Here is a 25464-nt window from a genome sequence, read left to right as displayed (position 1 = left end):
GGGCCGGCCTCAGCGCCCGGTCAATCCCTCGATCGGCCGCGGAGGCGACGGGCGCGTGACCAGATAATTCTTGCGTTTTTCGTAGAAGGCGTTTCCGCCCGTCACCAGAACGTAGTGCATGTTGTCGTAGGGAAAGCGGTAGCCCGCAGTGTGAAAGAACTTCGCGTTCTGGACCAGCGGATGCCGTTCGCCGCGAAGGACGGACCGGGCGGCCTCGCGCACCATCGGAACCGAGCGATCGTTCATCTTCCGGCTCATGACGCCGGGCGCGAACTGGTTCCTCTGCCCCACGACGCCGCAGACGCTGTCGGGAAACCTGTCCGAGCGCACGCGGTTCATCACCACGCTGCCCACCGCCACCATGCCATCGCGGCTGGAGCGGTTGGATTCGAAATACATCGCCCGCATCATGCAATCGAGATCCGAGCGGCGAAGCACCGCGTTCGAACCGCCTGCGCCGCCCGAACAGCCCGCAAGCAACATCAGCATCCCGGCCAGACGGCGCACCGCCCTTGGCGTCCAGGTCGAAACTGTCATCTGCCTGTCCCCTTCCCGCTGATCGCGGTTCTTTCGGTCTTTGTTGCGGGGAAGATAGCAAAGCCGGCGGTGTTGCAGCAACAGTCAGGCGCAAGCGACGGGGGTTTGCCGCTCAGGCGGCGATTGAGGCGGGGGCGTCGTCGTCCTCGTCGCTGCTGCCATCGTCAGGCAGGCCCTCGCGCGACAGCAGCACGGCCACCGGGCGCAGCCAGGGGATGTGGGCACAGACGATCATCAGGGCCACCATGATCGGCACCGCCAGGAACATGCCCGGAATGCCCCAGACCGCGCCCCAGAAGGCAAGACTGAGAATGATGCCAAAGCTGGACAGCCGCAGCGTCTGGCCCAGAAGCATCGGATCCAGCACATTGCCGATGACGAATTGCGTGATCGTGCAGCCAAGCGCGACGATCCCCGTCACCGAGATGTCGCCGGTCAGGACGAAGGCCAGCAGCGTTGTGATCACCGTCGCGATGATCGAGCCGACCGAGGGGATGAAATTCAGGATGAAGGTCAGGATGGCCACCGCGACGGCCAGTTCCAGCCCGGCCAGCTTGAAGATCATCCAGACGATCACCGCCGTCACCGCGCTGACCCCGGTCTTGACGACCAGATAGCGGTTCACCCGGTGCATGATCGACGAGATGATCCGCGTGACCTGCCTGGCCTGCGCGGCATCGCCGGTCAGGCGCTCGACCTTGACCGGGAACCAGACCTGTTCCGCGAACATGAAGCCCACGAACAGGATCACCAGGACGCTGCCCGACAGGATCCCCGACGCCTGCCCGGCCAGCGAACGGATCCAGCCGGTGATGTTGAAATTCGAGATCGCCGTCAGCACCCGTTCCTGCACGTCGGGACCAAGCCGCTGGGTCAGGCTGGGCAGCGCGGCCTGCGCCTGTTCGGCATAGGCGATGGCGGTCAGCACGACCTCGTTCACCTGCGCGACGATGGTGGTCGATATCCACAGCAGGGCCAGGGTGATGCCGATCAGCGCCAGCGTCGTGCCCAGCCATTTCGGCACCTTCAGCCGCGACGAAATGCCCATGATCGCATCCGTCGTCAGCGAGAACAGGATGATGGCGATGGCCAGAGAGATCAGGATGAAGCGCGCCTGAACCAGCATGAACAGCAGCAGGCCGAAGGCGATGATGCCCAGAAAGCCCGTCTGCAATCGATCCCGCAGGATCTGTTCGCGTGAATTGTGGTCCAATCCCTGCCTCGCCCTGTCGCGGAAAGCCGGGGGCTATTCTAACCCTCCGTCTCGTCCGTGTCGCCCTCTTCCGTGTCGCCCTGTTCCGCGATTCGCGCGACCGAAACCACGACCTCGCCATTGGCTGTATTGAACACCTTGACGCCGCCGGCGCTGCGCGAACGGAAGCTGATCCCCTCGACCGGCACGCGGATCGACTGCCCGGTCGAGGTCGCCAGCATGATCTGGTCGTCCATCTCGACCGGAAAGCTGGCGACCAGCGGGCCGCCGCGCATGGCCCGGTCCATCGCCATCACGCCCTGGCCACCGCGCCCGCGCACCGGATATCCATGGCTGGAGCTGATCTTGCCCGCGCCCCTGGCGGTGATCGTCAGGATCAGATCCTCGGCCGCCGACATTCGGGCATAGCGTTCCTGGGTGATGCTGCCCTCGGCCACGGCTTCTTCGTCCTCGTCGGCCTCGGCTCCGTCATCCAGCGCCCCGGCGACCGCGCGACGCATCTTCAGATAGGCCGCGCGCTCGGCCGGATCGGCCTCGAAATGGCGGATCACCGACATGCTGACAACGCTGTCGCCATCTGCCAGACGGATGCCGCGCACGCCGGTCGAATCGCGGCCCTTGAAGACCCGGACTGCGGTGGTCGGAAAGCGGATCGCCCTGCCCTGCGCCGTCACCAGCATCACGTCATCCTCGACCGTGGCCATCCGCACGCCGATCAGGCTGACGCCTTCGGGCAGCTTCATGGCGATCTTGCCGTTCGACTTGACATTGGTGAAGTCCGACAGGGCGTTGCGGCGCACATCGCCCTGCGACGTGGCGAAAACGGCCTGATATGCCTCCCATTCCGTCTCGGGTGCATCGACGGGCATCAGCGCGGCGATGGACACGCCCGGCTCGATCGGCAGGATGTTGACGATCGCCTTGCCCTTCGCGGTCCGTCCGCCCAGCGGAAGGCGCCATGTCTTCAGTCGGTAGACCATGCCGTCCGTGGTGAAGAACAGCAGCTCGGTATGGGTATTGGCAACAAACAGCGTCGTCACCACGTCATCTTCCTTGGTGGCCATGCCCGACAGGCCCTTGCCGCCGCGACGCTGGCTGCGGAACTCGGCCAGCGCCGTGCGCTTGATATAGCCGCCCGAGGTGATGGTGACGACCATGTCCTCGCGCTCGATCAGGTCCTCGTCCATCATGTCACCGGACCATTCGGTGATCTCGGTGCGGCGGGGCACGGCGAAGAGCTGTTTCACCTCGCGCAATTCGTCGCTGATGATGGCCATGATCCGTTCGCGCGAAGCAAGGATCGCCAGATAGTCACGGATCGACTCGGCCAGGGATTGCAACTCGTCCGTGACCTCCTTGACGCCGATCTGGGTCAGGCGTTGCAGGCGCAAATCCAGGATCGCGCGGGCCTGGGTTTCGGACAGGTTATAGGTGCCGTCCTCGTTCACCGGATGCAGCGGATCGTCGATCAGACGCAGGTATTCGACAATGTCATGGGCGGGCCAGCGCCGTTCCATCAGCCGCTGACGCGCCTCGGCCGCATCGACGCTGCTGCGGATCGTGGCCACGACCTCATCGACATTGCTGACGGCGACCGCCAGGCCGCACAGGACATGGCTGCGTTCACGCGCCTTGCGCAATTCATGGGCCGTGCGACGAGCCACAACCTCTTCGCGGAAACTTATGAAATAAGTAAGAAAATCCCGCAGAGGCAGCTGCTCCGGCTTACCCCCGTTCAGCGCCAGCATGTTGCAGCCGAAACTGGTCTGCATCTGGGTGAACCGGAACAGCTGATTCAGCACCACATCGGTCGTCGCGTCACGTTTCAGCTCGACCACGACGCGGACACCCTGCCGGTCGGATTCGTCCTGCACGCTGGCGATGCCCTCGATCCGCTTTTCCTTGGCCAGTTCCGCGATCCGCTCGATCATGCTGGACTTGTTGACCTGATAGGGGATCTCGTCGATGACGATGGCGAAACGGTCCTTGCGCGGCTCCTCGATATGGGTCTTGGCGCGGATGATGACGCTGCCGCGCCCCTCCAGATAGGCCTTGCGCGCACCCGACCGGCCCAGGATCATCGCGCCGGTCGGGAAGTCGGGGCCGGGAATGATTTCCATGATCCGCTCGGTCGGCAGATCGGGATCCTCGATCAGGGCCAGTGTGGCGTCCACCACCTCGCCCAGATTATGCGGCGGGATATTGGTCGCCATGCCGACCGCGATGCCGCCTGCACCGTTGACCAGCATGTTCGGAAACCGCGCCGGCAACACCGTCGGCTCGTGATCCTTGCCATCGTAATTGTCCTGGAAATCGACGGTATCCTTGTCGATATCGGCCAGCAGGAAATTCGCCGGCTTGTCCATGCGCACTTCGGTATAGCGCATGGCGGCGGGCGGATCGCCGTCCATCGAGCCAAAGTTGCCCTGCCCGTCCAGAAGCGGCAGCGACATCGAGAAATCCTGCGCCATCCGCACCAGTGCGTCATAGATCGCGGCGTCGCCATGGGGGTGATATTTGCCCATCACGTCGCCGACGGGGCGGGCGGATTTGCGATAGGGCTTGTCGGCGGTATTGCCGCTTTCGTTCATCGCATAAAGGATGCGGCGGTGGACCGGTTTCAGGCCGTCGCGCAAATCCGGGATGGCGCGGCTGACGATGACCGACATCGCGTAATCGAGATAGGACGTGCGCATCTCGGCCGAAATGTCGATGACGGGGCCGTCATGAGCCATTACCACCCGTTCAGGCGCGCCGTTTTCGTCACCATTGTCAGGGGTTTCGGGCAGATCGTCTTCTGGTGTGTCGGCCACGCTGGTTCCTCAACATCTTGTCGAGTGACGGTATAGCCGAGGGCGCGCGCGGGGGCAATCTTCGGCCGCCTTATGCGGTCTGGCCGGGCCATGGGCGCGGCGCCATCCAGCAAGCGGGTCGGGGCCCCCAACCGCGCGCGGTTGGGGGCCGGCCTCCCCGGCATCGCCGCCGGCGGCGACGCTGTTGCGCGCTGCTTGCTGTCAGTCCAGTGACATCCGCACAAGGTCGATCCGTGCGATCGGCTATCGGCGCCGCCGGCGCGGGCGGCCGCCGTCACCGGCATTGAAGGAGGGCGCAGGAAGGCTGACCACGCGGGACAGTTCGGGGAACGGATCGCTGGCATGGGGAATCGCGTTGGCGGCCACGAAATGTTCCTGAAAGCGCGGCGCGATTGCGGTTTCGACGCGCGTGATGCGGCGCACCTCGGCCTCGATCTCGGCACGGGCCGCGCGCGAACACAGCGCGATCCGCGCGCCCGTCCCGGCGGCGTTCCCGGCGCTCGTCACCCTTTCGGGCGCACAATCGGGGATCATCCCCAGAACCAGCGCGTGCAGGGGCGAGATATGCGCCCCGAAGGCCCCCGCCAGCACAACCCGGTCCAGCCGGTCGATGCCGAATTCGTCCATCAACAGCCGCGCCCCGGCGTAAAGCGCCGATTTCGCCAGCTGGATCGCGCGGATATCCCCCTGGGTCACGGCGATCACAGCGCCGTTCTCGGCGCTGCCGTCATGAAGCAGATAGGAATGGGTGCGACCCTGCGCGATGCAGCGCGACGTGCCGACCTGTTCGGCCGATCCGATCAATCCGCCCGGATCGACGATCCCGGCCATCCGCATCTCGGCCACCGCCTCGATGATGCCAGACCCGCAGATGCCGGTAATGCCGACGCCCCTGACGGCCTCGGCAAAGCCCGGCTGGTCGGACCACGGCTCGACGCCGATGACGCGAAAACGCGGCTCCTTGGTCACGGGGTCGATCCGCACCCGCTCGATCGCGCCGGGGGCGGCGCGCTGACCGCTGCTGATCTGGGCGCCCTCGAAGGCCGGGCCGGTGGGCGAGGAACAGGCCAGCACCCGCCTGCAATCGCCCAGAACGATTTCGGCATTGGTGCCCACATCGACGATCAGGACCGGGTTCCGGGATTTCTGCGGCTGTTCCGACAGCACCACCGCCGCCGCATCCGCGCCGACATGGCCGGCGATGATCGGCAGCACATAGGCGCGGGCGGCCGGGGCAATGCCCAGACCCAGTTCCGCCGCCGCGACCGTCAGCGCGTCCGAGGTCGCGGGCGCGAAGGGCGCCTGTCCCAGTTCGACCGGGTCGATCCCCAGCATCAGGTGATGCATGACCGGATTGCAGACGATGACGGCATCCACGATACGCGCCGCCTCGATCCCGGCCTCCGCCGCCAGCGTCCCGATCAGATGGCCCAGACCTTCGCGGACCGCGCGCGTCATCTCGGCCGCGCCGCCCGCATTCATCATCGCATAGCTGACCCGGCTCATCAGATCCTCGCCAAAGCGGATCTGCGGGTTCATCAGACCCGACGAGGCCAGCACCCGACCGTCATCCAGCGCCACCAGATGCCCCGCAATGGTGGTCGATCCCAGATCGACCGCCACCCCGCAAAGCGGCGACTCGGACAGACCGGGCCACAGATCGACCAGCAGCGGTGCCCGCTGCCCGTCATCGCGCACCACCGCCGTGACCTTCCACCCCGCCTTTCGCAGAACCTGCTGGATCCGCGCCAGAACGGGCAGATCCGCCCGCAGCCCCTCGATCCCCCAGGCCGAGGCCAGGGCCGCCGACAGGCGCTGGAAATCCCCGGTCGGATCATCCAGATCGGGCTCGGCCACCTCGACATAGAAGGGCCGCACGGCGGGATCCATCGCCATCACCCGTTCGGCTGCGGATTTGCGGATCACCTGCCTGTGCAACTGACTTTCTGGCGGCACGTCGATCACCAGATCCGACTGGATCCGCGCCTGACAGCCCAGCCGCCGCCCCGGTTTCAGCCCGCGGATGCGGTCATAACGTTCCTCGACCGCGTTGAACGGCGACAGCGCGTCACAGGCCACGGTCACGCCGTGTTTGGGAAACGCCCCATGGCCCGGCTCGACCTGACATTTGGAACATATGCCACGTCCGCCGCAGACCGAATCCAGATCGACACCCAGCCGCCGCGCGGCTTCCAGCACCGGCGTGCCCACCGGCACCCGACCCCGCCTGCCCGACGGCGTGAAGATGACAAGAGGATCGTCGGCCATGGAAAACCTCGCTTCAACGCCCCGATTATCGCCGGGTCGCGCGCGTCGCAACACCGCAATCCGCCTCAAATCGGCGCGTTTCCGACGTCTTCGTTGGACAAATACCCTCGGGGGGTGAATTGCGTTGCCCGCAACGCAAGAGGGGGCGCGAGCGCCCCCTCCCCGCGCGCCCGCAGGCGCAATGTCGCGGCCCTCAGGCGCCCTTGTAGATGTCCACCAGCTTGCCCAGCATTTCCAGCGCATCCTCGCGCGAACGCTGAAAGCTGTTACGGCCGATAATGCTGCCATTGCCGCCGCCGTCGCGGATCGCGCGGGCATCGTCATAGACCGCATCCGCGCCCTTGGCGGCGCCGCCCGAAAAGACCACGATCCGGCGCCCCGCGAAGGCCGCCTGCATGCAGTGCTCGACACGCTTCGCCTGCGTCGCGATATCGATCTTCTTGTCCTCGTAGACCTTCTTGGCTTCGGGCAGCATCAGGTGATCGGTGGACAGCTTGATCTTGATCACATGCGCGCCGATCAGCGCCGCGATCTGGGCGGCATAGGCGGCGATGTCGATGGCGGTCTCGCCGTCCTTGGTGATCGCCTCGCCGCGCGGATACGACCAGATCACGGTGGCAACACCCTTGGCTGCGGCTTCCTTGCGCATCGCGACGATCTCTTCGAACATGTCCAGCGCCATGTCGCTGCCCGGATAGATCGTGAAGCCGATCGCCGCGCAGCCCAGCCGTAGCGCGTCGTCGACCGAGGCCGTGACCGCCTGGTTCTTGCCGGCCGTGTCGGACATCAGGCTGTTGGCGCTGTTGACCTTCAGGATGGTCGGGATCTGGCCCGCGAAGCTGTCCGCCCCGGCCTCGATCATGCCCAGCGGCGCGGCATAGGCATTCAGCCCCGCGTCGATGGCCAACTGATAATGGTAATGCGGATCATAGGCGGCAGGGTTGGGCGCGAATGACCGCGCCGGCCCGTGTTCGAAACCCTGATCGACGGGCAGGATGATCATCTTGCCGGTGCCCGCCAGCCTGCCGGTCATCAGCATCCGCGCCAGTTGCGCTTTCACCCCCGGCGTCTCGCCCTCGTAATGGGCCAGGATCCGGCGCACCGTGTCGGTCATCTGCATCGAAAAACTCCTTTGTGCTGGCGGTTGAATAGCATAGGCGCCGGGACTGGCAACGCTGGTGACGCTAACAGCCGGGGCGGGCAACGGTTTTCAACCTGAGGTGATGATCCGGCGCCCTCCCGGCCGACGGCGATGCAGCCCGGCGGCCGCGGGACCGTGCCAAACGGTCCGCGCCCGTCGGCCATCAGACCGTGTCGAGATACAGTTCGACCGTTTCCTCATCGGACAATTCGGCCATGTAGTGCAATTCCTGCCGCTTGGTGCGCAGATAATTGTCGATCAGATGTTCAGGAAAGATCCGACGAATCTCGGGGCAGGTATCGAAGGCATCGATCGCCTCGCCCCAATCAACCGGAAGCTGGGCCAGTTGCTGATCATAGGCATTGCCCTTGAAGGGCGCGGGGGCCTGAAGCCTGTCCTCGATCCCGTTCAGTGCCGCGCCAAGGATCGCCGCGACCGTCAGATAGGGGTTCACATCGCCACCCGCGACGCGATGTTCGATCCGCCGGGCCTTGGGGCCCGAAGACGGAATGCGGATCGCCGCCGTCCGGTTTTCATAGGACCAGCCGATCCCGGTCGGTGCATGGGCGTTGGGCACCAGCCGGTCATAGGAATTCTCGTGAGGCGCGAATAGCAGCGTCGATCCCGGCATGGCACGCAGACAGCCCGCAACGGCATGGCGCAGGGCTTCCGTGCCCTCGTCGCCGCCATTGTCGAAGATGTTCCGGCCATCCTTCGCGAGCACCGAAAAATGCATGTGCATCCCGTTGCCCGGCCAGGCGTCATAGGGTTTGGCCATGAAACTGGCCGCGAACCCGTAGGACCGCGCCACGCCCTTGACCAGCATCTTGAACAGCCATGTGTCGTCGGCGGCCTTCAGCGGATCGGCCTGGTGCATCAGGTTGATCTCGAACTGTCCCGGTCCGGCCTCGGAAATCGAAGTATCGACCGGGATGTCCATCGATTCGCAGGCATCGTAGAGCGTGGTGAAGAACTGGTCGAAGGCATCCAGGGCGCGCAGGCTCAGCACCTCGCCCCCGGTACGGCGCTTGCCCGAGCGCGGGCTGGGCGGCACGCGCAGGGTGCGGCCGGAATCGTCGATCAGGAAAAATTCCAGCTCGGTCGCCACGACGGGAACGAGGCCGGCGGCCTTGTAGCGGTCCACGACGCGGGCCAGGGCCTGACGCGGATCGCCGTCATAGGGCCGCCCGTCGGGATGGAACATCCACAGCGGCAGCAACGCGGTCGGCGCGTCCAGCCAGGGCATCGGCAGAAAGCCGCGTTCGGTCGGCAGCAGCAGACCGTCGGGATCGCCGGCCTCGAAGACCAGCGGGCTGTCTTCGATATCCTCGCCCCAGATATCCAGGTTCATCACCGAGAACGGAAATTTCGTGCCCTCGTCCACCAGCTTGTCGACGAAACGCGCCGCCACCCGCTTGCCGCGCGCGACGCCGTTCAGGTCGGCGGCGGCGACGCGGATGGTCTTGACGTCGGGATGTTGTCGCAGCCATTCCATCGGGATCATCTCAGCATTTGCGGGCGGTATTTCAAACCGCGGGTGGCGCCGGGCAGATGGCGGTTCAGCCGCCTGTTGGCGACCCCGAAGAGGCCGATCAGGACCAGCGTGGCAAGGATGAAATATCCGGCCGCGATGGGATAGGCGACAAAGGGGTTGAAGGTCTTGTCGGCGAAATAGCTGGCGTAATAAAGCGCATCCCCGCGCTGCTGGAAAGCCGGAAAGCCGGAAAAGAAGACCAGCGCCGTCGCCTGGAACAGAAAGATTGCCTCGTTGGTATAGGACGGCCATGCCAGCCGCATCATCGTGGGCCACGTTACCCGGCGGAACTTGGCCCAGCCGGTCAGGCCATAGGCATCGGCGGCCTCCAGATCGCCCTTGGGCACCGACATCAGCGCGCCGTGAAAGATCTGCGCCGAATAGGCCGAGGTGTTCAGGATCAGCACCAGCAGCGCCCCCGCCCAAGCCTTTGTCAGCCAGCTTGTCGCGACCGTGAAGCCCATAACCTCGATTCCCGCCCGTGGCAGCATCACCAGCGCCTGGTAGGCAAGGAAGAACTGGATGAACAGCGGGCTGCCGCGGAACAGGAAGACAAAGCCTTCCGCCGGCTTGCGCGCCCAGGGACTGCGGCTGGCCTTGGCGACAGCCAGCGCATTGGCCAGAAAGAAGCCGAAGAACAACGCCATGGCCGCGAAATAGAGATTCCAGATCATGCCCGATCCGATCAGCGTGACCTGGTTGCAGAGGGTGAAATCGCTGCGCGGCAACAGCCGCTCGCCGATGCCGACCGAACGCAGGGCGTAATTGCCGATGTCCTCGGCACAGGGGATCATGCCGGCCCCGCCTGGCGCAACGCCTCGCCGCCCATCGTCGCCTGCCCGGCCGAAAGCCGCCGGGTCAGCCGAGCCAGCACCCGTTCAGAGACCCAGGTCATCAGCAGGTAGAAGACCAGGATGGCCAGAAAATAATAGAGCCGCCAGTCGGGATGGGGATAGCTGAAAGCCTGCGTCTTGGCACCGCCCAGATCCCGCGCCCAATAGACGATATCCTGGATTCCCAGCAGGAACAGCAGCGGCGTCGCCTTGATCAGGATCATCCACAGATTGGAAAGCCCGGGCAGCGCATAGGTCCACATCTGCGGAATCAGGACGCGGCGGTTCACCTGCCGCTGGCTCATTCCATAGGCCTCGGCGGTTTCCAGCTGCGCGCGCGGGACCGCATTCATCGCGCCATAGAGGACATTGGCCGCAAAGGCGCCGAATACAACCGAGAAGGCGACCACCGCCAGCGTGAAGCCATATCCTTCATGAACCCATTCCGGGCTCGTCGACAGCGGCATCTTGGCCGCCGCGCAGACGTTGAACTCGTTGCCCTGCCAGGGCGAGACAGGGTTGTCGCACAGGGCCCTGCTGCGCAGGAACTCGATCCCCTGATCCAGCGCGATGGGCACGAACAGAAAGAAGATGATGTCGGGGACGCCCCGCACCATCGCGGTGTAGATCTTGCCGAACCAGCGCAGGGGCGCGATCCGCGAACGCGAGGCCATCGCGCCGCCAAAGCCGAACAGCAGTGCCAGCGGCGCGGTCACCGCCAGCAACAGCAGCACCGTGCCGAAACTGGCATAGAACAGCAGATGCTTGCCCGATGTGAGGTAACACATCAGCCAGCTCAGCCCTTCAAGGGCTTTCGGATCGGCGCACTGGGCGAACATCGGATTGCGGCCGCGACCGAAAAGACGCGGCCAACCTTTTCAGATCATTCGAAAACCTTGGCGTCTTCGCCAAACCATTTCACGATCATCTCGTTCAGGCTGCCATCATCCTTCATCGACTGGATGGCGGTGTCGAACGTCTTCTTCAGATCGGTATCGGATTGACGCATCCCGATGCCGATACCGCCGCCAAGCGCGACCGCTTCGCCGGCCCAGACCAGTTCGCCATTCGATTCCGCGACCGAGGGTGCCAGGAAATCCTTGTCGGCGAAGACGGCGTCGGCCTCGCCGTTCTTGACGGCGGCGATGGTTTCGTCTCCGGTCGCGAATTCCAGCAGCGTCGCACCGGTTTCGGCCACATGGGCGGCCTGGATCGTGCCGGTCTGCGCGGCGATCACGCCGGCTTCGATGTCGGCATCCGCAGACAGCGCCGCATAGGCGCTATCGGCGGGCGGCGTATAGTTCTGGCTGAAGGCGATCACCTGCTCGCGCTCGGGGGTGATGCTCATCCCGGCCATGATCGTGTCGTAATTGCCCGAAACGAGGTTCGGAATGATCGAATCCCAATCATTCGTGACCCAGGTGCAATCCAGCTTGGCGCGTTTGCACAATTCATCGCCCAGTTCGCGTTCGAAGCCATCGACCTCGCCCGCATCGTTGATGAAGTTATACGGAGGATAGGCGCCCTCGGTGCCCATGCGGATCGTCTGGGCCATGCCCATGCCCGCGGTCAGCGCGAGGGCGGCGGCGGCAAGGATCAGTTTTTTCATTTTTCTCTCCTGTTGGTCGTCTCTTGTGAATTCCGAGTCTGGTGAACCTTAGGCGGCCATCGTCGCGCTGAGGAACTGGCGCAACCGCTGGGTCTGCGGATCGTTGAACAGCCGGTCCGGCGGTCCTTCCTCGCAGATCACGCCCTGATGCAGGAAAACGACATGGTCGCTGACATCGGCGGCCAGCCGCATGTCGTGGGTGACAAGGATCATCGTGCGGTGTTCCGCCGCAAGATCCTTGATCACCTTGACGACTTCCTGCTGCAATTCCGGATCCAGCGCGCTGGTCGGCTCGTCGAACAGCAGCGCGCGCGGCTGCATGCACAAGGCACGGGCTATGGCGGCGCGCTGTTGCTGACCGCCCGACAGCTGCGCCGGCCAGGCATCGCACTTGTCGCCGATGCCGACCTTGTCCAGCAGATCGCGGGCGCGACGCTCGACCTCGGTGCGAGGCTGGCCAAGCACCGTAAGCGGTGCCTCCATGACGTTTTGCAGCACCGTCATGTGCGACCACAGGTTGAACTGCTGGAAGACCATCGACAGGTTGGTTCGGAACCGCGTGACCTGCGCCCGGTCGGCCGGCGCGCGATGCGGGCCCTGGCCCTTCCAGCGCACCGCCTCGCCGTCAAAGACGATCTCGCCCTGCTGGCTGTTTTCCAGAAGATTGCAGCAGCGCAGCAGCGTGGACTTGCCCGAGCCGGACGAACCGATGAGGCTGAGCACATGCCCGCGCGGCGCGCTCATCGAGACGCCCTTCAGCACCTCGAGCTGGCCATAGGCCTTGTGCAGATCGGTGATGCGGATCACCGGCTGGTCCTGGGTCATGTCGGGCGTCTTGTCAGTCATGATCCGCGCATTGGGCGACAATCGGGCCGGTTTTGCAACGGGTCTCACGCGCGTCCGGCAGGGAAAGCGGCAAGTGCCGCAACGTCAGGCGATCTCGATCGAATATTTCTCGATCACCGTGTTTGCCAGCAAACCCTCGCACATCCGCGCCACCTCGGCGCGGGCGGTATCGGGATCGGCGGCGTCCAGATCCAGTTCGATCAGCTTGCCCTGACGAACGCTGCCGACCCCGCGATGGCCCAGCCCGCCAAGCGCGTGGCGGATCGCCTCGCCCTGCGGGTCCAGAACGCCGTCCTTCAGCATGATGGTAACACGGGCTTTCATCGCTTTGTCCTTCAATTGATCGCGGTCGGCTTCAGGCTGGTCGTGTTGGCCGGCATCAGGCCCAGCCGGCGGGCGACCTCGGTATAGGCATCGGTCAGATTGCCCAGATCGCGGCGGAACACGTCCTTGTCCAGTTTCTGCCCGGTTTTCACGTCCCACAGGCGGCACGAATCGGGGCTGATCTCGTCGGCGACGATCAGGCGCATGAAATCGTTGTCCCAGACCCGGCCGATCTCGATCTTGAAATCGATCAGCTTGATGCCGACGCCGTAGAAGACCCCAGACAGGAAATCGTTCACCCGCAGGGCCAGGCTGACGATGTCGTCCAGATCCTGTTGCGTGGCCCAGCCGAAAGCGATGATATATTCCTCGGAAACCATCGGATCGCCCAGTTCGTCGTTCTTGAAGCTGTATTCGACGATCGGGCGCGGCAGCAGGGTGCCCTCTTCCAGGCCCAGCCGCTTGGACAGCGAGCCCGCGGCGAAATTGCGCACGATCACCTCCAGCGGCACGATCTCGACCTGGCGGATCAGCTGCTCGCGCATGTTGATGCGGCGGATGAAGTGGTTTGGCACACCGATATTGGTCAACCCGTTCATGAAGAATTCAGACAGACGGTTGTTCAGCACGCCCTTGCCCTCGATGGTGGCGCGCTTCTGGGCGTTGAAGGCGGTGGCGTCGTCCTTGAAATACTGGACCAGCGTGCCCGGCTCGGTGCCTTCGTAAAGGATCTTGGCCTTGCCTTCATAGACTTTCTTGCGCCGCGGTGCCATCTGGGGCCGTCCTTTCGCCTGTCGCTCGTCCTGCGGCTTATCGCAGAACCGTCCTCGGGGGCAATACGAAGGCTTGCAGCGCGGCCTTCCAGCAGGGATAACGGGACGGACCGATAGCAGGAGGCCACGAGATGACCACCTTTGACGACCGCGAGCGTGGATATGAATCGAAATTCGCGCATGACGCGGATCTGCAATTCCGGGCCGAGGCGCGGCGAAACCGGCTGCTGGGCGAATGGGCCGCCGGTGTTCTGGGCAAGACCGGCGAGGATGCGCGGACCTATGCGATGACGGTCGTGACCTCGGATTTCGAGGAACCGGGCGAAGAGGATGTCTATCGCAAGGTCGCATCCGACCTGGAGGGCAAGGCCGACAGCGCGACGATCCGCGCGAAGATGGCCGAGCTGACGCTCGAGGCGCGCCGGCAAATCCTGGAAGAGGGCAAGTAGGATCCCGCCGCCGGGCGCCGCAGGACAGGCGACATTGCAGGCTGCATTTGCGTTGCGGGCGCCTTGCCGACCGATGCAGGGACAAGGCCCGGCACGCGGCGGGCGATGACCGAAGGGCCCAGGTCGATGTCCCGACGAGACCCGGCATTCCTTGGGGCGCCATGACGGCGATCCGGGCAGGAAGCCGCACGAAAGGGCGCGAAGCCCTGTTCAGGCGGCGGCCGCCTCGGCGCGGGGATAGCGCAGGGCCATGGTGATCCCGCGCGCCGCATTCAGGATCATCAGCGCCGCCCACAGTCCGTGATTGCCGAAGATCGGCGGCAGCGTGACGACGGCCAGCCCATACAGCGCCACGGACTGGATCATCGCGATGCGCATGTCGCGGGTCATCGTCGCGCCGATGAAGATGCCGTCGAACATCCAGCTTGCAATGCCGATCAGCGGTGCGGCGCCCATCCAGAACAGGTAAAGGCGCGCCTCGGTCCGGACCGCCGGCGCCGTCGTCAGCAGATCGATGATCGCGCCGCCCGCGACCCAGAAGGCAAGACCCAGAACCAGCGCCCCGCCGATCCCCCATTGCGAGGTCAGGATCGCGGCGCGGCGCAACCGGTCGGGCCGCCGCGCCCCCACCGCCTGTCCCACCAGGCTTTCGGCCGCAAAGGCGAAACCGTCCAGCGCGAAGGCGGTCAGCGACAGGAACTGCACCAGCACCTGATTGGCCGCCAGCGTCACATCCCCTTGCGCCGCGCCCAGAAACAGGAACGAGGTGAAGCTGGCCTGCAACAGCACGGACCGGATCATGATGTCGACGTTCACGCGCAAAAGCCGGTTCAGCTTGTCGCGGGCAAACAGCGTGGTCAGCCGCCGCGCCGCGCCGACCGCAGCGCGCAGGGCGTGGCGGGCGAAATACAGCCCCAGAACCACCCCACCCCATTCCGAGATCAGCGTGGCCCAGGCGACCCCCGCGACGCCCAGTCCCAGGCCCAGCACGAACCACAGATCCAGCATCACGTTCAGCCCGTTCTGCAAGACCTGCAAGGCCAGCACGGCGCGCGTGCGCTCGATCGCGATCAGCCAGCCGGTCAGTGCGTAAAGCGCGATGGTCGCGGGCGCGCCCCAGATGCGGATCGTCAGATAATCACGGGCCAGCGCCTCGACCTCGGCCGAGGCCGGGGCCAGGCGGAAGGCGGCCCAGAAGAGCGGCGCCCGAGCCAGTATCATCGCCAGCCCGACCGCACCGGCGATGGTCAGCGCACGCAGCAGATGGGCGCCGACCTGCGCGCCGTCGCCCGCGCCGTGGCTTTGCGCGACAAGCCCCGAGGTGCCCATCCGCAAGAAGCCGAAGACCCAGTAGATCGAGGTCAGGATGACCGCGCCGATGCCAACCGCGCCGATGGGTTCGGCTTGACCAAGCTGGCCCACTACGCCGGTATCGACCAGCCCCAAGAGCGGCACGGTCGCGTTCGACAGCACGATCGGCAAGGCGATGTTCAGCACCCGCCGATGACTCAGCGGGCCGATCTCGGGCGCGGCCATCGCTCAGGGCTGCGGCATCAGGAAATGGCCGGTCGCCTGTGCCATAAGGCGGGCGCGGTTATCCTGCCAGGCCTCGACATGGACGCTGGCATAGCGCCGGCCCGACCGTACCACACGGGCGCGGGCATAGGCATCGCGTGGCAGGCCCGATCGCAGGTAATCCACCGTGAAGCCGATCGTCTTGGGCAGGCGCGGCAGGCTGTCGGGAACCGCCGCATCCGGCGCGATGCGGCCGGATTCCAGATCCTCCCACATCGCGGACCATGACAATTCGATGATCGCGGTCACCTCCAGAAAGGCGGCCGTCACGCCGCCATGGATCGCGGGCAGCGCGGGGTTGCCGATCAGCTTGTCATCGAAGGGCAGGATCGCGGTCAGCTCGTCGCCCCTGCGATCAAAGCGGATGCCCAGCCATGTCATGTAGGGCACCCCCGTCGCCAGCGCCCGCAGCGCCGAATCGCGGCGCGTCTTGATCTGGTCCAGCGGTTCGTTGCGGTCCATCATCGCGCCTGCCTTTCCGCGGTGAAGGTGCCGGCGGCGGTGGCGACCGGGTTGTCGCCGTCCTCGTCCAGCGCCACCGCGCGAAGAAAGGCGACGCTGCGGGTCATGTGATAGCATTCCGCCCGCGCGGTGATCCGCTGTCCCGGCGCCGCCCCGCGCATGTAGTCGATGCGCAGATCGATGGTCGCGGTGGATCGCGGGCTTGAGGGATGCGACATCACCGCCGCGCCGCAGCAGGTGTCCATCAGCGCCGAGACGACCCCGCCATGAACGATCCCCGTCCGCGGATCGCCGACCAGATGTTCGGACCAGGGCATGCTGATGGTGGCCCGCCCCTCGCCCAGATCGTCGACGCGCATTCCCAGGGCCCGCGCGTGGGGAATGCTGTCGATGAATTGCTGCGCGATCCGTGCCCGATCGCCGCTGTCCAAGCCGCCCGATTCGTCCGTCATCGCGTTCTCCTGCCACCTGGCCCCGCGCAAGGCTTACCCGCGCCCGCCCCGGCTGCTCAACCCCTGCCCGGCCGAATGCGCGTTCCGGTTGAGATGCGCGCGCCGAAACGCTAGCCTTTGAGCCAGCGGCAGGGAGATCGGGATGGCCGAGGAGCAGACAATCTCTTTCAAGGACATGTGCGCCCGTTTCGACGTGACGCCCCGCACCCTGCGCTATTACGAATATATCGAACTGCTGAGCCCCCGAAAGGAAGGCCGGGCGCGATTCTATGGCGCGCGCGAGATCGCGCGGATGACGCTGATCCTGCGCGGGCGGCGTTTCGGATTCTCGCTGGAAGACATCCGGCAATGGCTGCTGATCTACGAACAGAAGGGCTCGCGCCAGCAATACGAGGTCTGGCTGGATCTGGCCGACCGGCAGCTGGGGGTGCTGGACCGCCAGATTGCCGACCTTCAGGCGGCGCGGCAGGATCTGGCGGAATTGCGCGAAACGGCCGCTGCCGAACTGAAGACCATGAAGTGACGCAGCGTTCCATCTTTACGTTCGCGTCAACTTCGCGCTATCGGTGGCCACAGAAGGGCAGCCGGTGAACGAGGAGGAACCGCACCCCATGTCCGAAAAGCTGATGACGATCCGCCAGATGTGCGAGGCGTTCGGCGTCACCCCGCGCACGCTGCGCTTTTACGAGGCGCGCGAACTGATCTTTCCCGAACGTCGCGGCCAGCACCGGCTGTATGATCGCAGGGATCGCGCGCGGCTGACGCTGATCCTGCGCGGCAAGCGGTTCGGTTTCAGCCTGGAACAGATCCGCCAGCTTCTGGAGCTGTACCAGCCGGGCGGAGCCAACAGGACGCAGATCGCCGCGACCATCGGGATCGCGCGCGAACGCCTGTCGGACATGGAAACCCAGTATGCCGAACTGAGCGAGGCGATCGCCGATCTCAGGCAGCAACTGGCGGATGCGGAAGACCGGCTGGCCGCTGCCCCGCGCGACACCTCGAGAGGATAGAGCCATGCCGATCTACACCCCCCCCGTCCGCGACCTGCAATTCGGTCTGCACGACGTGCTGAAAATCCAGCAATCCGGCCTGCCCGGCCATGACGAGCTGGATCGCGATTTCACCGAGGCCGTGCTGGACGCGGCGGGCAAGCTGTCGACCGAGGTTCTGGCGCCGCTGAACATGGTTGGCGACCGGCAGGGCTGCCGGCTGGAAAACGGCGTGGTGCGCACCCCGGACGGGTTCAAGGCGGCTTTCGAGCAGATGAAGGAAGGCGGCTGGACCGCGCTGGATTGCGACCCCGAATATGGCGGTCAGGGGATGCCCTATGTCCTGGGCCTGGCCACGGGCGAATTGTTCGTCAGCGCCAACATGGCCTTCAACATGTATCAGGGCCTGACCCACGGCGCCTATTCCGCCATCCACGCCCATGGCACCGATGAACAGAAGCAGACCTGGCTGCCCAGGATGGTCAGCTGCGACTGGACCGGCACGATGAACCTGACCGAGCCGCATTGCGGCACCGACCTGGGCTTGCTGCGCACCAGGGCCGAACCGCAGGATGACGGCAGCTATCTGATCACCGGGCAGAAGATCTTCATCTCGGCCGGCGATCACGACATGGCCGAGAACGTGATCCATCTGGTGCTGGCCAAGGCGCCGGGCGGCGGCGAGGGCACCAGGGGCATCTCGCTGTTCATCGTGCCCAAGTTCCTCGTCAACGAGGACGGCTCGCTGGGCGATCGCAACGGCGTCTCGGTCGGCAATCTCGAAGAAAAGATGGGCATTCACGGCAACGCCACCTGCGTGATGAATTACGACGGTGCCAAAGGCTGGCTGCTGGGCGATCTGCACAAGGGAATGCGGGCCATGTTCACGATGATGAACGAGGCGCGGATGGGCGTAGGCCTGCAAGGCTATGCCAGCGCAGTCGCCGCCTATCAAAGCGCGGTGGATTATGCAAAGGACCGGCTGCAGGGCCGGGCCGTGACAGGGGCAAAAAACCCCTCGGGCCCGGCCGATCCGCTGATCGTGCATCCTGATATCCGTCGCAGCCTGATGGACCAGAAAAGCTTTCTGGAAGGCGCGCGAATGCTGTCGCTGTGGGGGGCACATCTGATCGACAAGGCCCATCAGGGCGACGCGGAAGCCGAAGGGCTGATCTCGCTGCTGACCCCGGTCATCAAGGGCTTTCTGACCGACAAGGGGTTCGAGACGACGGTTCTGGCGCAGCAGATCTACGGCGGCCACGGCTATATCGAGGAACATGGCATGAGCCAGTTCGTCCGCGACGCCCGGATCACGATGATCTACGAAGGCGCCAACGGCGTGCAGGCACTGGATCTGGTGGGTCGCAAGCTGGCGGCCGCGGGCGGCAAGCCGATCACGGGCTTCTTCGAGATGATAAAATCCTTCTGCAAGGACCATGCCGAAGGCCCCCTTGCGGATGATTTCATTGCGCCGCTGAAAGCCGCCTCGAAGGATCTTCAGACGGCCGCAATGTTCTTCATGGAACGCGGCATGAAGAACCCTGACGACGCGCTGGCGGGCAGCTATGACTTCATGCACCTGCTCGGCCATGTCGCGCTTGGCTTCATGTGGGCGCAGATGGCGGTCGCGGCCCACGCGGCTTTGGCGGCCGGCGGCGATGCGTCCTTCGCGACCACCAAGCTGGCCACCGGACGCTATTACATGCAGCGGCAATTGCCGATGACGGCAACGCATCTGGCGCGTATCCAGTCGGGTGCCGATCCCGTCATGGCACTGGATGCGGAAGCCTTCTGATCCGGCACTCAGGGCAGAGAGGCCGCATGGGTATTTGTGCAACGAAGATGCACAATGAATGTGCACCGGAAGGTGCGCCCCGGCCTCTTCCCCCTTCCGGCGGATCAGGCGTTATCGGCCCAGAAACCGGGGCGGCTTCTCCGTTGGCGGTCATCGGCTCCCCAGCCTGTACCGCAATCGGGGATCTAGCAGGGCAGGGTTGAAGAAGGGTTAATCGGTGCCCTTCTTCGTTGTGGAAATACCCCGCGGGGGTGCGGGGGCGCGAAGCCCCCGCGGTGAAGGAGGAATGATGACGGCAATACTCTGGTGCTTTGGCGAATCGGGCAATGCCTACAAGGCGGCGCTGACGATGGAACTGGCGGGCTATGGCTGGCGACCCGTCTACGTCGATTTCTTCAATGGCGAGACGCGCGGCCCGGAATTCCGCGCCCTCAACAAGATGGGCGAGGTGCCGGTCTTTCGCGAGGGCGACCTGACGCTGACGCAATCGGCCGTGATCCAGATGCATGTCGCCGAGAAAACCGGGCGGTTCATGGGCAGCGACCGCAACGAAACCTTGCGCTGGTTGATGTTCGACAACCACAAGCTGTCGGCGCAGGCCGGACCGTTGCGGTTCCTGATGAATTTCCTGCCAGCCGAGAAGCGCCCTCAGGGCGGCATCGACTGGCTGAGGGGGCGTCTGAACGCCGCCCTGACGATCCTGAACGATCATCTGTCCGACCGTGCCTGGGTCGCTGATGACACCCCGACCATCGCCGATTTCGCCTGCTGCGGCTATCTGTTCTACCCCGAGCCTTTTGGCTTCGTGCGCGGCGACTGGCCAAATATCGACCGCTGGCTGGACGGCATCTCCGCCCTGCCCGGCTGGAAAAGCCCCTATGACCTGATGCCCGGAAACCCTTCGGACCGGGCGCCCAAGGAGGATACATGACCGACGCATTCATCTATGATGCCGCCCGCACCCCGCGCGGCAAGGGTCGAGCCGATGGCAGCCTGCACGAGGTCACCTCGCTGGCCTTGTCCGCGCGGCTGCTGAACGCCGTCAAGCAGCGCAACAACCTGGAAGGCCACGCGGTCGAGGACCTGATCTGGGGCAATGTCACGCAGGTCAAGGAGCAGGGGGGCTGTCTGGCCCGAAGCGTCGTTCTGGCCTCGGATCTGGACGAATCCATCCCCGGCCTGTCGATCAATCGCTTCTGCGCCAGCGGCATGGAGGCGGTGAACCTGGCCGCCAACCAGATCCGCGGCGGCGCGGGCAGCGGGTATCTCGCCGGTGGCGTGGAAATGATGGGCCGCGTGGGCATGGGCAGCGATGGTGCCGCCATCGCGGTCGATCCCGGCCTGGCCATGAAAAGCTATTTCGTCCCGCAAGGCATCAGTGCCGATATCATCGCCACCGAATACGGCTTTACCCGCGAGGATGCCGACGCACTGGCCGCCGAAAGCCAGCGCCGCGCGTCACGGGCGTGGGAGGAGGGCCGGTTCGACCGCTCGATCGTGCCGGTTCTGGATCAGAACGGGCTGACCATCCTGGATCGCGACGAATACATGCGGCCCGGGACCAAGGCCGAGGATCTGGCCAGGCTGAAACCCAGTTTCAAGGACATGGGCGAGACGATGCCCGGCTTCGACCGGGTGGCGATGCTGAAATATCCGCATCTGGATCATATCGAGCATATTCACCATGCCGGAAACAGCAGCGGCATCGTGGACGGCGCCGCCGCGGTGCTGATCGGAAACGAGGATTTCGGCAAGGCATGGGGCCTGAAACCCCGCGCCCGCATTCGTGCCACCGCCAAGGTCGGCACCGATCCCACGATCATGCTGACCGGGCCGGTGCCGGTGACCGAAAAGATCCTGCGCGACAGCGGCCTGTCGATCGGCGATATCGACCTGTTCGAGGTGAACGAGGCCTTCTCGGCCGTTGTCCTGCGCTTCATGCAGGCGTTCCAGATCAGCCCCGACAGGGTGAACGTCAACGGCGGCGCCATTGCCATGGGCCACCCGCTGGGCGCGACCGGAGCGATCATCATCGGCACCCTTCTGGACGAACTGGAACGACAGGACAAGACCCTGGGTCTGGCAACCCTGTGCATCGCGTCCGGCATGGGCGCGGCCACCATCATCGAGCGCGTGTGAGGGCGAAGGACATGACCGATTTCACCATGGAGAAAGGCGCCGACGGCGTCGCAATCGTTACCTGGGACGTGCCCGGAAAGTCGATGAACGTGCTGTCGATGGACGGCGCGGCGGAACTGGACGCGCTGATCGACGAGGCGCTGGCGGACGAGGCCGTCAAGGGCATCGTCATCACCTCGGGCAAGCAGGATTTCGCGGCCGGGATGGATCTGAACGTCATCGCCGGGATGAAGGAACAGGGCGGCGCGCAGGGCGTCTTTGACGGGGTGATGAAACTGCATCACCTGCTGCGCAAGATCGAACGGGCGGGCATGGATCCGAAGTCGCTCAAGGGCGGCAAACCCATCGCCGCCGCCCTGCCCGGCATGGCACTTGGAATCGGGTTGGAACTGCCGCTGGCAACCCATCGCATCTTCGCGGCCGACAACGCCCGCGCCAAGATCGGCCTGCCCGAGATCATGGTCGGCATCTTTCCCGGCGGTGGCGGCACGACCCGGCTGGCGCGCAGGCTGGGGGCGATGGCCGCCGCGCCCTTCCTGCTGGAAGGCAAGCTTTGCGATCCCGGGAAAGCCCAGGCCGCCGGCCTGATCGACGAGGTGGTGGACGACCCCGTTGCCGCCGCGAAGGACTGGGTTCTGCGTGCCAGCGACGCAGATCTGGTCAAGCCCTGGGACCAGAAGGGTTACAAGATGCCCGGCGGCGAGCCGTTCCACCCGGCCGGCTTCATGACCTTCGTCGGCGCCTCGGCCATGGTGCATGGCAGGACCATGGGGGTCTATCCGGCCGCCAGGGCGTTGTTGTCGGCGGTCTATGAGGGGGCAATGGTGCCCTTTGACCAGGCACTGCGAATCGAGGCGCGCTGGTTTACGAACGTGCTGATGAATCCCAGCAGCGGCGCCATGATCCGCAGCCTGTTCATCAACAAGGAAGCACTGGAAAAGGGTGCGAACCGTCCCGATCAGCCCGATCAGAAGGTCGCGAAGGTCGGCATTCTCGGCGCCGGCATGATGGGCGCGGGCATCGCCCATGTCAGCGCCATGGCCGGGATCGAGGTCGTCCTCATCGACGCGAAACAGGACGCCGCCGACAGGGGCAAATCCTATTCCGAGGGGCTGCTGGACAAGGCGATCAGCCGCAAGAAGGCGACCGAGGAGAAGAAGTCCGAGGTGCTGGCCCGGATCAACGCCACCACGGATTACGCGGCGCTGGACGGCTGCGACCTGATCGTGGAGGCCGTGTTCGAGGATCCGCAGATCAAGGCCGAGGTCACGAAGAAGGCCGAGGCCGTGATCGGCAAGGACGCGATTTTCGCCACCAACACCTCGACCCTGCCGATCAGCGATCTGGCGAAAGCCAGCGCCCGGCCCGAACAGTTCATCGGCATCCATTTCTTCAGCCCCGTGGACAAGATGATGCTGGTCGAGATCATCAAGGGCCGCGCCACCGGCCCGCGTGCCGTCGCCAAGGCGCTGGATTTCGTGCGCCAGATCCGCAAGACGCCGATCGTCGTCAACGATGCCCGCTTCTTCTATGCCAACCGCTGCATCATCCCCTATATCAACGAGGGCATCCGCATGGTGGCCGAGGGCGTGAACCCGGTCCTGGTGGAAAACGCCGCCAAGATGATGGGAATGCCGCTGGGACCGCTGCAACTGGTCGATGAGACCTCGATCGATCTGGGCGTCAAGATCGCCAAGGCCACCCGCGCCGCGATGGGCGACGCCTATCCCGATGCGGCGGTGGACGAGGTGCTGTTCCGGATGGCCGATGAGGGCCGGCTGGGGCGCAAGTCGAATGCGGGTTTCTACGCCTATGACGACACGGGCAAGCGGCAGGGCCTGTGGGACGGTCTGGCGGCGCGATACCCGCGCGCCGATGAGCAGCCCGGCCTGACCGATGTGCAGCACCGGCTGATGTTCGCCCAGACGCTGGAGGCCGTCCGCGCGCTGGAGGATGGCGTGCTGGAGGATATCCGCGAAGGCGATGTCGGCGCGATCCTGGGCTGGGGCTTCGCGCCCTGGACGGGCGGGCCCTTCGGCTGGCTCGACATGCTGGGTGCGGCCCGCGCGGTCGAGATCTGCGAGGATCTGGCCGAACGCCATGGCGCGCGGTTCGCCTGCCCCGCACTGTTGCGCGACATGGCCGCCAAGGACCAGACCTTCTATGGCCGATTCGGCCAGCAGAAACAGGCTGCCTGAACCACCCTGCGCCGCCGGCCCCGGTCTGGACCGGCGGCGCGGAATCCGATGGAAATTCCGCCGGCGAAGGCCCGGTCCTGCAAACGCCGCCGCGGCGCCACACGGCCGGGAACGCGGTCGCGGCGCAGGTTCAGCGCCGGATCTGCGCGCGATTGTGTCCGCCAGGCAACAGCACCCCGGAATCCGGCGAACCTTTCGCGCCCCTGCTTTGTTGAACCGCGACGCAAAGCCCGTATGCTGCGCCGCAACAGACATCGCCGCCTGCAGCATCACGAAAGGATCTGCCGATGACCGAAGACACGCGCCGCCGCGCCGAGGCCGCCCGCAAGGATATCGAGGACGTGACCTCGGTCATGCTGCCCGAACCCGGCGCCGAACCCGTCGGCCTCGAACAGGCCGATGCGCAGACCTCGGCCGAGATCCGCAAACGCATGGACGAGATCGATCTGACCGATTCCGGTTCCATCGTGCGCTTTGGCACCACCGCGCAATCGGGTCTTCAGGAAATCAGCCAGAACATGCTGTCGGATGTGCGCAACAAGGATGTGGGTCCGGCCGGGGAAAGCCTGCGCGAGATCGTGACCACGATCCGTGGATTCTCGACCTCGGAACTGGATGTGCGGCGGTCCCGGTCGTGGTGGGAAAAGCTGCTGGGCCGTTCGGCGCCCTTCGCGAAATTCGTGGCCAACTACGAAAACGTCCAGACCCAGATCGACCGCGTGACCTCGGACCTGGAAGGGCACGAGCAGCGTTTGCTGAAAGACATCAAGGGGCTGGACCTGCTTTATGACCGGACGCTGAAATTCTATGACGAATTGGCGCTGTATATCGCGGCCGGCGAAGAAAAGCTGCGCGAACTGGACAGCCGGGTGATCCCGGCCAAAGATGCCGAGATGAACGCGGCGGGCGAGGCCGATCAGGTGATGGAGGCGCAGGAATTGCGCGATCTGCGTGCGATCCGCGACGATCTGGAACGCCGCGTCCACGATCTGAAACTGACCCGCCAGGTGACGATGCAGTCCCTGCCCTCGATCCGGCTGGTGCAGGAAAACGACAAGTCGCTGGTCACCAAGATCAACTCGACCCTGGTGAACACGGTGCCGCTTTGGGAAACCCAGCTTGCCCAGGCCGTTACCATCCAGCGCAGCGCCGAGGCCGCCCGCGCGGTCAAGGAAGCCAGCGACCTGACCAACGACCTGCTGACCCGCAATGCCGAAAACCTGCGCAGCGCCAACGCGGCGATCCGGACCGAGACCGAGCGCGGCGTCTTCGACATTGATGCGGTCAAGACCGCCAATGCCCAGCTGATCTCGACCATCGAGGACAGTCTTCGCATCGCCGACGAGGGCCGCGCCCGCCGGGCCGCCGCCGAAGAGGATCTGACCCGGATGGAGGGCGAATTGCGCGATGCCCTGTCGCAGGCCAGCGCGGCACGGCGCTCCGACGAGACCGCGCCCCCGGCCCGGAGCCCAAGGTCATGATTGATGCAGGCCGCCTCCTGCCGCGCCTGCGGC

Annotated in this window: 23 protein-coding genes; 8 read left to right on the top strand and 15 right to left on the bottom strand. The window is 65.1% G+C overall.

The window, feature by feature from the left end:
* Window positions 1–9: 9 nt before the first annotated feature.
* The 12 genes from AC13CR_RS01825 to purC form a co-directional block, all read right to left on the bottom strand.
* On the bottom strand, window positions 10–537 hold the full coding sequence (locus tag AC13CR_RS01825; protein ID WP_446233774.1) for a cell wall hydrolase: 528 nt from the start codon (window positions 535–537) through the stop codon (window positions 10–12).
* A gap of 112 nt (window positions 538–649) precedes the next feature.
* Window positions 650–1750 carry an AI-2E family transporter gene (locus AC13CR_RS01820; RefSeq protein WP_292950639.1) on the bottom strand — a complete coding sequence of 367 codons (1101 nt, stop codon included), beginning with the start codon at window positions 1748–1750 and terminating at the stop codon, window positions 650–652.
* A gap of 38 nt (window positions 1751–1788) precedes the next feature.
* Window positions 1789–4485, bottom strand: coding sequence for a DNA gyrase subunit A (gene gyrA, locus AC13CR_RS01815; RefSeq protein ID WP_292950651.1), 2697 nt, complete (start codon window positions 4483–4485; stop codon window positions 1789–1791).
* A 321-nt stretch (window positions 4486–4806) separates the two neighbouring features.
* Window positions 4807–6831, bottom strand: a complete 2025-nt coding sequence (locus AC13CR_RS01810) for an ASKHA domain-containing protein (protein WP_292979068.1) — start codon at window positions 6829–6831, stop codon at window positions 4807–4809.
* Window positions 6832–7024: 193 nt separating this feature from the next.
* Entirely contained in the window at window positions 7025–7951 is a 927-nt protein-coding gene (locus AC13CR_RS01805; RefSeq protein ID WP_292950635.1) for a class I fructose-bisphosphate aldolase, read from the bottom strand.
* A gap of 184 nt (window positions 7952–8135) precedes the next feature.
* Window positions 8136–9467, bottom strand: coding sequence for a glutamine synthetase family protein (locus AC13CR_RS01800; RefSeq protein ID WP_292950633.1), 1332 nt, complete (start codon window positions 9465–9467; stop codon window positions 8136–8138).
* Window positions 9468–9472: 5 nt separating this feature from the next.
* Window positions 9473–10300 (bottom strand): ABC transporter permease, encoded by an 828-nt coding sequence (locus AC13CR_RS01795; protein WP_446233773.1) that lies wholly within the window; start codon window positions 10298–10300, stop codon window positions 9473–9475.
* The gene (locus AC13CR_RS01790) at window positions 10297–11178 is read right to left on the bottom strand and encodes an ABC transporter permease (RefSeq protein ID WP_292950631.1); all 882 of its coding nucleotides are present in this window, start codon (window positions 11176–11178) and stop codon (window positions 10297–10299) included. Before AC13CR_RS01790 ends, AC13CR_RS01795 begins: the two co-directional genes overlap by 4 nt.
* Before the next feature lie 44 nt (window positions 11179–11222).
* Complete coding sequence (locus AC13CR_RS01785) at window positions 11223–11948, bottom strand: transporter substrate-binding domain-containing protein (RefSeq protein ID WP_292950629.1); 726 nt, start codon at window positions 11946–11948, stop codon at window positions 11223–11225.
* 48 nt (window positions 11949–11996) lie between these two features.
* Entirely contained in the window at window positions 11997–12794 is a 798-nt protein-coding gene (locus AC13CR_RS01780) for an ABC transporter ATP-binding protein (RefSeq protein WP_292950627.1), read from the bottom strand.
* Window positions 12795–12878: 84 nt separating this feature from the next.
* Window positions 12879–13118 carry a phosphoribosylformylglycinamidine synthase subunit PurS gene (gene purS / locus AC13CR_RS01775; protein ID WP_292950625.1) on the bottom strand — a complete coding sequence of 80 codons (240 nt, stop codon included), beginning with the start codon at window positions 13116–13118 and terminating at the stop codon, window positions 12879–12881.
* An 11-nt stretch (window positions 13119–13129) separates the two neighbouring features.
* Entirely contained in the window at window positions 13130–13891 is a 762-nt protein-coding gene (gene purC, locus AC13CR_RS01770; RefSeq protein WP_292950623.1) for a phosphoribosylaminoimidazolesuccinocarboxamide synthase, read from the bottom strand.
* 131 nt (window positions 13892–14022) lie between these two features.
* Here purC and AC13CR_RS01765 point away from each other — a divergent pair, with 131 nt between their 5' ends.
* Entirely contained in the window at window positions 14023–14340 is a 318-nt protein-coding gene (locus tag AC13CR_RS01765; RefSeq protein ID WP_292950621.1) for a DUF1476 domain-containing protein, read from the top strand.
* Window positions 14341–14550: 210 nt separating this feature from the next.
* On the opposite strand, the gene AC13CR_RS01760 is transcribed toward AC13CR_RS01765, so the two are convergent.
* The 3 genes from AC13CR_RS01760 to AC13CR_RS01750 are packed head-to-tail and all read right to left on the bottom strand — an operon-like array spanning window position 14551 to window position 16829.
* Window positions 14551–15876, bottom strand: coding sequence for an MATE family efflux transporter (locus AC13CR_RS01760; RefSeq protein WP_446233280.1), 1326 nt, complete (start codon window positions 15874–15876; stop codon window positions 14551–14553).
* A 3-nt stretch (window positions 15877–15879) separates the two neighbouring features.
* Window positions 15880–16380 (bottom strand): PaaI family thioesterase, encoded by a 501-nt coding sequence (locus AC13CR_RS01755; RefSeq protein ID WP_292950617.1) that lies wholly within the window; start codon window positions 16378–16380, stop codon window positions 15880–15882.
* Window positions 16377–16829 carry a PaaI family thioesterase gene (locus tag AC13CR_RS01750; RefSeq protein ID WP_292950615.1) on the bottom strand — a complete coding sequence of 151 codons (453 nt, stop codon included), beginning with the start codon at window positions 16827–16829 and terminating at the stop codon, window positions 16377–16379. Before AC13CR_RS01750 ends, AC13CR_RS01755 begins: the two co-directional genes overlap by 4 nt.
* 142 nt (window positions 16830–16971) lie before the next feature.
* On the opposite strand from AC13CR_RS01750, the gene AC13CR_RS01745 reads away from it, so the two are divergent.
* The 7 genes from AC13CR_RS01745 (at window position 16972) to AC13CR_RS01715 (ending at window position 25431) form a co-directional block, all read left to right on the top strand.
* The gene (locus tag AC13CR_RS01745) at window positions 16972–17352 is read left to right on the top strand and encodes a MerR family transcriptional regulator (RefSeq protein ID WP_292950613.1); all 381 of its coding nucleotides are present in this window, start codon (window positions 16972–16974) and stop codon (window positions 17350–17352) included.
* A gap of 88 nt (window positions 17353–17440) precedes the next feature.
* Window positions 17441–17839: a MerR family transcriptional regulator gene (locus AC13CR_RS01740; protein ID WP_292950611.1), complete on the top strand. Its 399-nt coding sequence runs from the start codon at window positions 17441–17443 to the stop codon at window positions 17837–17839.
* A gap of 4 nt (window positions 17840–17843) precedes the next feature.
* Window positions 17844–19613, top strand: a complete 1770-nt coding sequence (locus AC13CR_RS01735; protein ID WP_292950609.1) for an acyl-CoA dehydrogenase C-terminal domain-containing protein — start codon at window positions 17844–17846, stop codon at window positions 19611–19613.
* Between the two features lie 289 nt (window positions 19614–19902).
* Window positions 19903–20544 (top strand): glutathione S-transferase family protein, encoded by a 642-nt coding sequence (locus tag AC13CR_RS01730; protein ID WP_292950607.1) that lies wholly within the window; start codon window positions 19903–19905, stop codon window positions 20542–20544.
* Window positions 20541–21752, top strand: a complete 1212-nt coding sequence (locus AC13CR_RS01725; protein WP_292950605.1) for an acetyl-CoA C-acetyltransferase — start codon at window positions 20541–20543, stop codon at window positions 21750–21752. The genes AC13CR_RS01730 and AC13CR_RS01725 overlap by 4 nt, the downstream gene beginning before the upstream one ends.
* An 11-nt stretch (window positions 21753–21763) precedes the next feature.
* On the top strand, window positions 21764–23950 hold the full coding sequence (locus tag AC13CR_RS01720; protein WP_482900386.1) for a 3-hydroxyacyl-CoA dehydrogenase NAD-binding domain-containing protein: 2187 nt from the start codon (window positions 21764–21766) through the stop codon (window positions 23948–23950).
* Between the two features lie 287 nt (window positions 23951–24237).
* The gene (locus AC13CR_RS01715; protein ID WP_292950601.1) at window positions 24238–25431 is read left to right on the top strand and encodes a toxic anion resistance protein; all 1194 of its coding nucleotides are present in this window, start codon (window positions 24238–24240) and stop codon (window positions 25429–25431) included.
* Window positions 25432–25464 lie beyond the last annotated feature (33 nt).

The organism is Paracoccus sp. L-17 (genome assembly GCF_056857655.1).
Note: the sequence above shows the minus strand (reverse complement) of the source record. Positions and strands in the feature narration are given on the sequence as shown.